The 11,742-nt window shown below is 74.0% G+C and carries 12 protein-coding genes; 8 read left to right on the forward strand and 4 right to left on the reverse strand.

The window, feature by feature from the left end; translation table 11 throughout:
• Positions 1-39: 39 nt before the first annotated feature.
• The 3 genes from AMIR_RS35490 to AMIR_RS10930 form a co-directional block, all read right to left on the reverse strand.
• On the reverse strand, positions 40-405 hold the full coding sequence (locus tag AMIR_RS35490) for an effector-associated constant component EACC1 (protein WP_015801011.1): 366 nt from the start codon (positions 403-405) through the stop codon (positions 40-42).
• 187 nt (positions 406-592) lie between these two features.
• Positions 593-1,570, reverse strand: a complete 978-nt coding sequence (bla, locus tag AMIR_RS10925) for a class A beta-lactamase (protein WP_015801012.1) — start codon at positions 1,568-1,570, stop codon at positions 593-595.
• Positions 1,571-1,627: 57 nt separating this feature from the next.
• Positions 1,628-4,312, reverse strand: a complete 2,685-nt coding sequence (locus AMIR_RS10930) for an FAD-binding and (Fe-S)-binding domain-containing protein (RefSeq protein ID WP_015801013.1) — start codon at positions 4,310-4,312, stop codon at positions 1,628-1,630.
• A gap of 126 nt (positions 4,313-4,438) precedes the next feature.
• On the opposite strand from AMIR_RS10930, the gene fabG reads away from it, so the two are divergent.
• From fabG to AMIR_RS10955, 5 genes are all read left to right on the forward strand, one after another.
• A complete protein-coding gene (gene fabG, locus AMIR_RS10935) occupies positions 4,439-5,143 on the forward strand; it encodes a beta-ketoacyl-ACP reductase (RefSeq protein WP_015801014.1) in 705 nt (234 codons plus the stop codon).
• A 64-nt stretch (positions 5,144-5,207) separates the two neighbouring features.
• Positions 5,208-5,975, forward strand: a complete 768-nt coding sequence (gene fabI / locus AMIR_RS10940) for an enoyl-ACP reductase FabI (protein ID WP_015801015.1) — start codon at positions 5,208-5,210, stop codon at positions 5,973-5,975.
• 95 nt (positions 5,976-6,070) lie between these two features.
• On the forward strand, positions 6,071-7,105 hold the full coding sequence (locus AMIR_RS10945; RefSeq protein ID WP_015801016.1) for a ferrochelatase: 1,035 nt from the start codon (positions 6,071-6,073) through the stop codon (positions 7,103-7,105).
• Complete coding sequence (locus AMIR_RS10950) at positions 7,102-7,767, forward strand: YcxB family protein (RefSeq protein WP_015801017.1); 666 nt, start codon at positions 7,102-7,104, stop codon at positions 7,765-7,767. The genes AMIR_RS10945 and AMIR_RS10950 overlap by 4 nt, the downstream gene beginning before the upstream one ends.
• A gap of 33 nt (positions 7,768-7,800) precedes the next feature.
• A complete protein-coding gene (locus AMIR_RS10955; protein ID WP_041836696.1) occupies positions 7,801-8,598 on the forward strand; it encodes a hypothetical protein in 798 nt (265 codons plus the stop codon).
• A gap of 104 nt (positions 8,599-8,702) precedes the next feature.
• Here the strand turns inward: AMIR_RS10955 and AMIR_RS10960 are convergent, their stop codons facing one another.
• Positions 8,703-9,416: an SDR family oxidoreductase gene (locus tag AMIR_RS10960; RefSeq protein ID WP_015801019.1), complete on the reverse strand. Its 714-nt coding sequence runs from the start codon at positions 9,414-9,416 to the stop codon at positions 8,703-8,705.
• 406 nt (positions 9,417-9,822) lie between these two features.
• Here AMIR_RS10960 and AMIR_RS10965 point away from each other — a divergent pair, with 406 nt between their 5' ends.
• The 3 genes from AMIR_RS10965 (at position 9,823) to AMIR_RS10975 (ending at position 11,739) form a co-directional block, all read left to right on the forward strand.
• Entirely contained in the window at positions 9,823-10,437 is a 615-nt protein-coding gene (locus AMIR_RS10965) for a DUF3558 family protein (protein ID WP_015801020.1), read from the forward strand.
• A gap of 259 nt (positions 10,438-10,696) precedes the next feature.
• A complete protein-coding gene (locus AMIR_RS10970) occupies positions 10,697-11,131 on the forward strand; it encodes a hypothetical protein (RefSeq protein ID WP_015801021.1) in 435 nt (144 codons plus the stop codon).
• A gap of 8 nt (positions 11,132-11,139) precedes the next feature.
• Complete coding sequence (locus tag AMIR_RS10975) at positions 11,140-11,739, forward strand: DUF3558 domain-containing protein (protein ID WP_276145763.1); 600 nt, start codon at positions 11,140-11,142, stop codon at positions 11,737-11,739.
• Positions 11,740-11,742: the final 3 nt, after the last annotated feature.

Genomic DNA, 11,742 nt, shown 5'->3' on the forward strand with positions numbered 1-11,742 from the left:
TGACCCCGACGGGGCACCGCGACCGGCCGCCGCGACGGGTCACCGCCCGGCCAGCACCGCGCGCGTCGACGCCAGCACGCGCGCCGCGTCCGTGGTCGACCCGCACGTCAGCTCCACCTCTCGCCCGTCCGCGCCGCGCACGGTCAGCGACACCTGCCGCGCGGTCCGGCAGTGCTTGAGCCAGTCGAACAGCCAGCGCACCAGCGCGGGGGCCGTCGCGCTGGTCAGCACCACCAGCGCCGCGTCCTGCGCCGCCCCGTCCTGACCCGCCCCGCCCGGCGCCGCCTGCCCGTCCGCCAGGCTCACCCGGCCGCGCAAGCCGTCCCCGTCGCGCAACCAGCGGGCCAGCGCGCGCACGTCCTCGGTCGCGCCGTCGGTTCGCAGGGTCGCTGTCGCGCAGGCCATCGGGTCGTCCCGTCGTCGTGCCCGGACCACGCGGCCCGGTGCTCTCACCGACCCGGATCGCTGCCGCGCCAACCGGTGTTAACACCTCCAGCGGCCACCGATGCACCGCCGTCGAGGGCTGTTCGGCGCGCGGCCGTCCGGCCCAGCCCGTTCGGCCCAACCGGGCGATCCGCCCGCGGCCCGGAGCTCACCCCACCCCCATGGCCCCCAGCGCCACGCGCGCCGCGTCGCCCAGCAGCGTCCCGTCGGCGCGCGCGTCCCGCTCCGGCCTGGTCGACATCAGCACCACCACCAGCGGGTCGCGGTCCGGGGGCCAGGCGATCGCCGCGTCGCACCGCGTCCCGTACTCCGCCGCGCCCGGCTTCCCGCCGACCACCCACCCGCGCGGCACGACCGAGCGCAGCACCGTCCCGCCGCCCTCCAGCCACCCGCGCAGCTCCGCCCGCTCCCGCGCGCCCTCCAGCGCCGTCCCCAGCACCAGGTTCCGGTACCCGGCGGCCAGCGCGCCCGGCGTCGACGTGTCCCGCTCGTCGCCCGGCTCGGCCGCGTTCAGGTCCGGCTCCCAGCGGTCCAACCTGGTCTGCTCGTCGCCCAGCGCGAACGCGAACGCGGTGATCGCCTCCGGCCCGCCGACCAGCGACAGCAGCTCGTTGAGCGCCGTGCTGTCGTCGTGCGCGATCGCCGCGTCGCACAGCTCGGCCACGGTCATGCCGCCGTCCACCCGCGACCCGGTCACCGGCGAGTTCCCGATCAGCTCCGCCCGCTCGTAGGTGATCACCTGCTGGAAGAACCCGTCCGCCCAGTCGTTGGCCACCAGCAGCGCCCCCGCCGCGTACGCGCTGATCAGCGAGCACACCGGGAACCGCTCGTCCGCCCGGTGCCCCACGGCCGCCCCCGACCCGGTGTCGACCACCCGCACGCCCAGCCGCGCCCCGTGCCGCTCCTCCAGCTCGGCCAGCTCCGGCAGCTCGGCGCTCACCGCCTCGCCCGCGCCGCCCGGCCCGGACGGCGTGGTCCCGGACGGCGCGGCTCCCGTCGACGGGGGTGGCGCGGCGGGACCGGCCGTCGAGCAGGAGCCCAGCAGCGGGACCCCCAGCACCGGGACGCCCAGCAGCGCCGCGAGCAGCGTCCTGCGCCGCGCGGCCCCTGGCGAAGTGTCAGCCATCGTCGTACCCCTCCGTGTTCAGTGCGTCACTCGGAGTACTGTAAGGGGCCGTTCGGGCTAGTCGCGCCCAGCCCCGCGCAACCCCAGCCGCCTGGCCAGCAGCGTCGCCGCGTGCACCGGTTCCGCGCCGGTGACCTGCCTGACCTGCGTGCGGCAGCTGAACCCGTCCGCCACCACCGCCGTCCCCGCGCCCGCCGCCCGCACCGCGGGCCCGAGGTTCTGCTCCGCCACCGCCACCGACACCCCGTGGTGCCCCTTCTCGAACCCGAAGTTCCCGGCCAGCCCGCAGCACCCCGGCACCAGCTCCGCCGCCACCCCGGCCCGCGCCAGCAGCTGCTCGTCCGCGCCCGTCCCGCTCTCCGCGTACAGGTGGCAGTGCGGCTGCACCACCGCCGACCCCGGCGCCCCGCCCGGCGCGTCCAGCACCGGCCCGACCTGCTCGGCGAACGTGCGCACCGCCCCGGCCAGCGCCACCACGTCCGCGTCGTCCCCGGCCAGCTCCACCGCCTCCGACCGCAGGAACGCCGCGCAGCTCGGCTCCACCCCCACCACCGGCACCCCCTCCCGCGTCCACGGCCGCAGCGCCCGCGCCGTCCGCCGCAGCACCCGCCGCGCCACCCCGAGCTGCCCGGTCGAGTACCAGGTCAGCCCGCAGCACACCGCCGCCCGCGGCACCTCCACCGAGTGCCCGGTCTCCGCCAGCACCGCCGCCGCGTCCAGCCCCACCTCGGGCTCGAACCGGTTGGTGAACGTGTCCGGGAACAGCAGCACCGGGTCGCCGGACCCCACCGGCTCGAACCGCTCCTGCAGCGACCGCCGTGCCGGGATCGGCAGCGCACGCCCCGGATCGACCCCGGCGAACCGCGCCAGCCGCCCCGTCACCCGGTTCACCAGCCGGGCCCGCAACCACAGCGGCAACCACCCCATCGAGTAGTGCGCCAACGGCCGCAGCCGCCCCCGGTAGTGCCGGTGCAGGAACTCGGCCTTGTACGCCGCCATGTCCACGTCCACCGGGCAGTCCCGCTTGCACCCCTTGCACCCCAGGCACAGGTCCAGCGCCTCGCGCACCTCGGTGGAGCGCCACCCGCCGCGCACCACGTCCCCGGCGAGCATCTCGAACAGCAGCCGCGCCCGCCCGCGCGTGGAGTGCTTCTCCTCGCGGGTGGCCCGGTAGCTCGGGCACATCACCCCGCCGGAGGTGTTCAGGCACTTCCCGACGCCCACGCACCGCCGCGTCGCCGCCGCCAGGTCCCCGCCGTCCGCGCGCAGCCCCAGCGCCGCCCTGGTCGGGATCACGGCGGGCGCCACCACCACCCGCAGGTCCGCGTCCAGCGGCAGCGGGTCGACGACCCGGCCGGGGTTGAGCAGCCCGCGCGGGTCGAACGCCGACTTGAACGCCCGGAACGCCGCGATCGCCTCCGGCGGGTACATCCTGGTCAGCAGCTCGGAGCGGGCCTGCCCGTCGCCGTGCTCCCCGGACACCGACCCGCCGTGCGCCACGACCAGGTCCGCCGCCGCCTCCAGGAACGCCCGGTACCCGCGCGCCCCGCGCTCCCCGCCCGCGAGGTCGAAGTCGACGCGCACGTGCACGCAGCCCTCGCCGAAGTGCCCGTACGTCACCCCGCGCCGTCCGTGCCCGGCGAGCAGGTCGTCGAACTCGCGCAGGTACGCGCCCAGCCGCTCCGGCGGCACCGCCGCGTCCTCCCAGCCCGACCACGCCTCGCCGCCGTCGGCCGTCCTGGTCGCCAGCCCCGCCCCGTCCTCCCGCACCCGCCACAGCGCCCGCTGCCGCGCCGGGTCCAGCACCACCGCCGAGTGCGGGGCCAGCGACGCCGCCTCGTGCGCCACGGCCTCCTCGGTGGTCTCCACGAACAGCCAGCTCGACCCGCGCGGCAGCAGCCTGCGCACGTCCCGCCCGGCCGCCGCGACCAGCGACTCCTCCAGCCCTTCCACGGCCAGCACGTCCCCGAGCGCGGCCACGTGCGGCGCGGTGTCGGCCGCGTCGTACCGGCCGTCGAACCCCAGCACCGCCAGCACCCGCCTCGGCGGGGCCGGGACCAGCCGCACGGTCGCGCCCAGCAGCACCGCGCAGGTGCCCTCGGTGCCCACCAGGGCCCGCGTCAGGTCCGGCAGCGCGTCCAGCCGGTACCCGGACACCCGCCGCTCCAGCGCCGGGTACCACGCCGGGTCCGCGCGCGGCAGGTCCAGCGGCGGGGGAGCCGTGGTGTCGAACCGCCGCCCGTCCGGCAGCAGCACGTCCAGCGCGGCCACGTTGTCGCTGGTCTTGCCCCACGCCACCGACCGCGACCCGCACGCGTCGTTGCCGATCATCCCGCCGAGCGTGCACCGCGAGTGCGTGGACGGGTCCGGCCCGAACAGCAGCCCGTGCGGGCGCGCCGCGTCGTTGAGCCGGTCCAGCACCACCCCCGGCTGCACCACCGCCAGCCCGCGCGCCGGGTCGACGTCCAGCACCCGGTCCAGGTGCCGGGAGAAGTCCAGGACCAGCCCGTCGCCTGCCGAGTTGCCCGCGATGCTGGTGCCCGCGCCGCGCGAGGTCACCGGCACGCCCAACTCCGCCGCGACCCCGACGGCGGCTGCCACCGCGTCCAGCGACCTGGGCCTGACCACCGCTGTCGGCACGTGCCGGTAGTTGGACGCGTCGGTGGAGTACAGGGCGCGGCTGGCGGCGTCGGCGAGCACGTCGCCGTCCACCTCGGCGCGGAGTCGGTTCAGGAGATCCACCCCGCCGATTGTGGTCCGCGCCTCGCCGATGCGGGACCTTCGGGGGTGAGCCGATAGCCTTCGGCGCGCATCAACCAGCGCAGATGAACCGGCGCGGAGCAATCGGCGCAGATGGGAGCTGAGGGCGTGGCGAGGTCCGTACTGGTGACCGGCGGCAACCGCGGGATCGGTCTGGCGATCGCTCGGGCGTTCGCCGAGCAGGGCGACAAGGTCGCGGTGACCCACCGGGGCTCGGGCGCGCCCGAGGGACTGCTGGGCGTCAAGTGCGACGTGACCTCCGCCGAGGAGGTCGACGCGGCGTTCACCGAGGTCGAGGCGGCGCACGGGCCGGTGGAGGTGCTCATCGCGAACGCGGGCATCACCGACGACACCCTGCTGCTGCGGATGGGCGACGAGCAGTTCAGCCGGGTGGTCGAGGCCAACCTGACCGGGTCGTTCCGGGTGGCCCAGCGCGCGTCCAGGGGGATGCTGCGGGGGCGCTACGGTCGGATCGTGTTCATCTCCTCGGTCGTGGGCCTGATGGGCAGCCCCGGCCAGGTCAACTACGCGGCCAGCAAGGCCGGTCTGGTGGGCGTGGCCCGCTCGATCGCCCGCGAGCTGGGCAGCCGCAACATCACCGCGAACGTGGTGGCTCCCGGCTTCATCAGCACCGAGATGACCGAGGTGCTGTCCGAGGAGCGGCGCAAGCAGATCCTGTCCCAGGTGCCCTCGGGCCGGTACGGCAGCACCGACGAGGTCGCCGCCGCCGTCACGTTCCTGGCCTCGGACAGCGCGGCCTACATCAACGGCGCGGTGATCCCCGTCGACGGCGGCCTCGGCATGGGTCACTGACCCGTCCCGGCCGCCCGACCCCACCGAACGACCAGAACAACCCCGAACGACGGAGGAACATCTCGTGTCCGGACTGCTTGAGGGCAAGCGCCTGCTGATCACCGGCGTGATCACCGACGCCTCGATCGCCTTCCACGTGGCGAGGGTCGCCCAGGAGCAGGGCGCCCAGGTCGTGCTCACCGGCTTCGGCCGGATGAGCCTGGTCGAGCGCATCGCGAAGCGCCTGCCCGCCCCCGCCCCCGTGGTCGAGCTCGACGTGCAGGACCAGGAGCACCTGGACACGCTGGCCGACCGGGTCCGCGAGCACGTCGACGGCCTCGACGGCGTCGTCCACGCCATCGGCTTCGCCCCCCAGTCCTGCCTCGGCGCGCCCTTCATGGACGCCCCGTGGGAGGACGTGTCGACCGCCATGCACGTGTCGGCGTACTCGTACAAGGCGCTGGCCGCCGCGACGCTGCCGCTGCTCGGGCCGGGCTCGTCGATCGTCGGCCTGGACTTCGACGCCCGCCAGGCGTGGCCCGCCTACAACTGGATGGGCGCGGCGAAGGCCGCCTTCGAGTCGATCAACCGCTACATGGCGCGCGACCTCGGCCCGAAGGGCATCCGGGTCAACCTGGTCTCCGCCGGTCCGGTCCGCACGATGGCCGCCAAGTCCATCCCCGGCTTCGGCGAGCTGGAGAGCATGTGGGCCGACCGCGCGCCGCTGGGCTGGGACGTGGACGACCCGACGCCGGTCGCCAAGTCGGTGTGCGGCCTGCTGTCCGACTGGTTCCCCGCCACCACCGGCTCGATGGTGTTCGTCGACGGCGGCGTGCACTTCCTCGGCCTGTGACCCCGCGCGCCGACGCCCTGTAGCGCTCCTCACAACCGGGTCGGACACCCCGACCCGGTTGTGCGGGCGGTCAGGGGTGGCGCGAGGATGGGCCGGTGAGCTATGACGCGCTGCTGTGGCTGTCCTTCGGCGGCCCGGAGGGACCGGCCGACGTCCGCCCGTTCCTGGAGAACGTGACCCGAGGCCGGGGCGTGCCGCCCGAGCGGCTGGACGAGGTCGAGAAGCACTACCTGCACTTCGGCGGCGTGTCCCCGATCAACGAGCTGAACCGGTCCGCGATCGCGGCCGTCGAGCCGCTGCTGGAGATGCCGATCTACTTCGGCAACCGCAACTGGCACCCCATGGTCGAGGACACCCTCGCGGAGATGAAGGCCGCGGGCGTCAAGCGCGCCCTGGTCTTCCCCACCAGCGCGTACGGCGGCTACTCCGCGTGCCGCCAGTACGACGAGGACATCCTGCGGGCCCGCACCGCCGTGGGCGAGGGCGCCCCCGAGCTGGTGAAGCTGCGCCAGTTCTTCGACCACCCGCTGTTCGTCGACTCCTTCGCCGACGCGGTCCGCGCGGCTGCCGAGGGCCTGACCGAGTACCGGCTGGTGTTCACCGCCCACTCGATCCCGCTCTCCGCCGACAAGGCCGCCGGTCCGCCCGAGGAGGGCGGCGGCCGGTACTCGCGGCAGGTCGCCGAGGCCGCCCGCCTGGTCGCGGGCAAGCTCGGCGTGGCCGACTACGACGTGGTGTGGCAGTCCCGCTCCGGGCCGCCGCAGATCCCGTGGCTGGAGCCCGACATCGTGGACCACGTCGAGGAGCTCGCGGGCAAGGGCGTCCCCGCCGTCGTGGTGTGCCCGATCGGGTTCGTCAGCGACCACCTGGAGGTGGTCTGGGACCTGGACACCGAGGCCCGCGAGAAGGCCGAGGAGCTGGGCGTGGGCTTCGCCCGCGCCGCCACGCCCAACGGCGACCCGCGCTTCGCGCAGCTCGTGGCCGAGCTGGTGGCCGAGCACACCTCGGGGGTGCAGCCGCGCAAGCTGTCGGACTTCACGTCCGCCGGGTGCACGGTGAACGGCGAGCTGTGCGCGCCGATGTGCTGCGAGCCCGCGCGACGCCCGCAGCGGCCCCAGACCTCGTCGTGACGGGGGAGGCCCCCGAGGGCGGGCCCGAGGCGGGCCGAGCGGCTGCCGAGCCGACCGGGGCCGGAACCGCGGACGTGGGTTCCGGGGCCCATGAGCCCGGCGCCAGGACGCCGGGGAAAGAACCCGGTGGTTCACCCGAGGGGCCGGGTGCGGCAGGAGCGGGGAGCGCCCCCGTCGCCGGCGCGACGGGCGGCGTCGACTTCGCCTGGACCCCGCACCCGTCGGACTGGCGGGCCGCGCTGCGCACCGCCGTGCCCCTGTACCGGTGGGTGCCGTGGTTCGCCGCCGCGTTCGCGGTGTTCGGGGTCGTGGTGCTGGTGATCGGCCTGACCGTGCCCGGTGGCGCGGCGCTCGTGCTGGCGGCGCTGATGGCCGCGATGGTGCCGGTGACCACGTGGGTGAGCTTCCACAACCACCCCATCGCGGCCAAGGCGGTCACCGGCAGCGCGGACGACCACTCGCTGCGGATGGCCGTGAGCGGGGCGGCGCGCAGCGAGGTGGCCTGGTCGCAGCTCCCCGGCTGGGCGGAGACCGGGCGCACGTTCGTGCTGCGCACGCCGGACTCCGGGATGTACGCGGTGCCGCACCGGGCGTTCGGCCCCGGTGACGGGGTGGGGAAGTTCCGGGCACTGCTGGCCGAACACGTCGGCCCGGCTGCCTGAAACCGGGCGGGCACCCGCGTATCTTTGGCGGTCGTGTCCTGTGCGAGTGCGACGCTGGTGGTCTGGACGTCCGGGTGGCTGCACGGAGCGGCCGCGGCCGACGACGTCCTCGACGCCCTGGGCAGGTGGGGCGGGCTGCACGAGGTGGCGGCCCACGACGACGGCACCGCCACGGCCCTGGACCTGCCCGGTCCCGGCGAGCCGCCGGTGGGGCCCGCCCTGCTGCTCGCGGCGCTGAGGCGGGCGTCGGCGGCGTCGGTGCGGCTGGTGCTGCCGGTGGCGGGCGACGCGCGCGGCCTCGGCGGGCGGGGCCCGCTCAGCCAGGCGGCGCTGCGGGTCGGCGAGGCGGCGGTGCTGCCCGAGCTGGGGGTCGGCCTGGTGCCCGAGCGGGTGGCGGACGGGGTGGTCAGGTGGACGGCGTACGACCTGCCGACCACCACCCCGCCCGAGCACGTGCCGCTCGGCGAGGCCGACCACGGCCTGGCCGACGCGCTGCGGCGCGCGACGACCTCGCTGGTGACCCTGGACGTGGCGCGGAACCGGCCGAACGTGCGCGAGGAGATCGCGGCGCTGGTGGCCGAGAGCACCGCCCAGGAGTGGCCCGCAGGGATGCCGCCGAGGTCGCTGCGGGTGCTCCAGCGGGCGGCGGAGGTGGCGGCGATCCTGGCGGTGGCGTCGGCGGACGCGCCCGGTGGGGCGGTGTCGGCGTCGGCGACGCGGGGGCGCGACGACGCGCTGCGGCCGGTGTCGGAGGCGGTGCGGCGGGCGCGGTTGGCGGCGGTGCAGGAGGCGGTCCGGGTGCTGACCGACCAGGAGGCCGGGCGGCACTGACGGGTTCTGGCCGCGCGGCGGCGCGAGACCACGAGCCGGTGCGCCGTGGTCTCGCGCCGCCTCCCGCGCGGTTCGCCCTTCCGGCCTCGCCGCGTGCCCCGTCGTCAGCTGGGGCGCACGATCATCTCGGCGACGGCGACGTTCGCGGGCTGGTCGATCGCGTACGCGATCGCCTCGCCGATCGCCGACGCGGGCAGCGCGACCTCGCGGTAGGTGCGCATCATCTCGGCGGCCTCCGGCGAGGTGATGGTGTCCGCCAGCTCCGACTCGACCACGCCCGGCGAGACGGTCGTGACGCGCACGCCCTTCGGGGACAGCTCCTGGCGCAGGCCGTCGGACAGGGCGCGCAGGGCGAACTTCGTCGCCGAGTAGACGGCCGCCGTCGGGACCACCTCGTAGGCGCCGATCGAGGCGATGTTGACCAGGTGGCCGGAGTTCGCGGCGAGCATCGCCGGGAGCACGGCGCCGAGGCCGTTGAGCACGCCCTTGAGGTTGACGTCGACCATGCGGTCCCACTCGTCGGTGCGCAGCTCGGCCATCGGGGACAGGGGCATGACGCCCGCGTTGTTGACCAGCACGTCGATGCGGCCGTGCTCGGCCAGCGCGGCGTCGGCGAAGGACTGGAAGCCGGCCTTCGAGGTGACGTCGAGCGCGTGGGCGGTGCCGGAGCCGAGCTCGGCGGTGAGCGCGTCGAGCAGGTCGGTGCGGCGGGCGCCGAGCACGACGTGGTGGCCCGCGGCGGCCAGGGCCCTGGCGGTGGCGGCGCCGATGCCGGAGGAGGCGCCGGTGACGAGGACGACCTTCGAGGTGGTGTTCATGTCATCGAGCCTGGCGCGGGCGGCGGGGCGGAAGAAGGGTGCGCCGCACCCACCCTGGCGCGGGTGTCCACTCGGGCCGGTGCGTCGTCGCGGTTCCCCGCTGGCGGTTGGTGATCGTGGGGTGACCGCGCGAAGTGCCCGGCCGGAACCGGCGTCTTGATCTTGTGTTTCCCGGACGCGGGCGGGGGCGCTCTGGCATCATCCGTCCGGGCGCGGGGTTTCGAGCGAGGCGCCGGTCAGGCGCCGCCACGCCCGGCCTCTCCTGGGGGAGAACAGCCCGTCCCGCCGGTCCGCGCGACCGCCGGTTCGCTGACGCGCCTCGTCCTCCGCGCCGCTGGGACCAGAATCCGGGGCGTTTGCGGCATCGGGTGACCCCTGGTCGGGGCGCCTGTGACAGGAGTGGAACGTGAGAGTGGGTTTGTGGGCGGTCGCGGCGGTGTCCGCCGTGATCGCGGTGAGCGGCTGCTCGACCGAGTCGACGGGCAAGGCCCTGCCGGAGAGCGCGCCCGCCGGCTCGCCCTCGGGCATCCCGGAGTTCGAGTCGGGGAGCAGCACGTCGCCGAGCTCGAAGGGCAAGGCGGCCGGGGGGATCGACCTGTCGAAGTACGCGGCGAACCCGTGCGGCCTGCTGACCGCGGCGCAGGTGGCCGGGCTGGGGACGATGGACGCGCCCGAGCCGGGGAAGACCGGCGGGAGCCCTTCGTGCGTCTTCAACCCGAAGGACGTGACCAAGGGGGCGCGGTACACGGTGGTCCTGCCGGACGAGACGTTCGCCAAGGCGGTGCGGTTCGCGGAGTCGTCCTCGGTGAAGGAGGAGACGACGGTGGGTGGCCTGGAGGCGTTCACGCACTCGCCGATCGCCGGCGGGAAGGGCCGCTGCACGACGATCGTGGCGGCCTCGGCGGAGACGACGTTCCAGGTGCTGGTGGGCGTGACGAACAGCGCCCTGCCGGAGGCGGCGGCGGCTTGTGAGAAGTCGCAGGAGGTCGCGGCGCTGGTGGTGGAGACGGCGAAGGGCTGATCCGCCGGGCTTGTGGGGCCGGGCACCTCGTTCTCCGAGGGCCCGGCCCTTCTGCTTGTCGGTCGCCGTTCGTGCTTCCCCGGCCCGCTCCGTGACCCTGGGCATTCTTTCGGGTGCTTTCCGCGCATAGAGCGGGTGAAGTTGCTCTTGGGCCGTGAAAAGTGCCTTGGTCCGCGCGGGCGTGCATTATCGTGTGCTTGCCGAACGGGGCTGCACCCCTGCGGCAAGATCATTGTTCTGTGGAGTCCGGGGGGACTTGGTGGCTGACGACGGCGCTGGCGGGACCGGCGAGGGGAAGATCAGTTTCTGGGCGGACACCGCCGGTGGGGCGGGAGGCGCTTCCTCGGCGGGTGGTCACCAGGGCGGTCAGACCGAGTTCACGGTTTCCCTCGAAGGGGCGAAGGCGCTGCGCGCGTCTTTGGAGAAGGTGGTCGAGACCTTCTACGAGTCCTATAGCGACGTGAACGCCGTGAAGAGCAAAAAGTCTTTCGGTGTCGATCCCCACAGCGCTTCCCTGGGGGAGGCCAACGAAAGATCCCTGTCCGGCCAGGGCGTGGGCTATCTCTGGGCCAACAAAAAAGCCAGCGAAGTAGTGGTTCGCACCATCGCGAAACTCGATGAAGCGATCAAGCAGTATGAAGAAGTCGACGACGAGGCTTCCAGTGCTCTCAAAAACTCGGGGACCGGGCTATGAAGTCTCTCATGCGGGTCGCGACGATCCTGCCTCTCGTCGCTGCTCTCGCTGCTTGCGCCCCCACTGCTGAGCAGGGTAGGGCTGTGGCCGTGCAGAGCGCTGGCGTGCCCTCTGGTGAGACTGTGCCTTCCGGTTCCGAGTCAGGACGCCCAGCAGAGTTGGGCCTCAGGTCCCGCGCCGACAACCCCTGCGCTCTCGTCAGTGCATCCCAGTTGGCTGAATTCGGTTCCTTCAAGCCTTCCAGCACCAAGGTCGACGAGAGTGGCCTGGGCAGGTCTGTCTCCTGCTCCTGGCAGCCTGCCAGTATCGTTGCCGGGGCGCACTACAGCGTAGTCGTCTATGACTTCCAGTTTCCTTATGAAGTTGCGGAGAGGAACCTGGGGAGTGAGTGGGACAATGTCGAGAAGACTGCTGTCGATGGCTACCCGGCTATAACCGGTTTTAATTCTTATGGGATTGTGGGCTGTTCTACTGCGGTCAGCGTGGCGGATGGTCAGATTTTCATGTCGGGTCTGCTGACCTCCGTGGAGTCGTCGCCTGAGTATGCGAATCCCTGCGACTACTCCAGGCGGTTCGCGTCTGTCATCATCAAGAACTTGAAGGGGTGAGCT

The sequence above is a fragment of the Actinosynnema mirum DSM 43827 genome (genome assembly GCF_000023245.1).
GTDB lineage: Bacteria > Actinomycetota > Actinomycetes > Mycobacteriales > Pseudonocardiaceae > Actinosynnema > Actinosynnema mirum.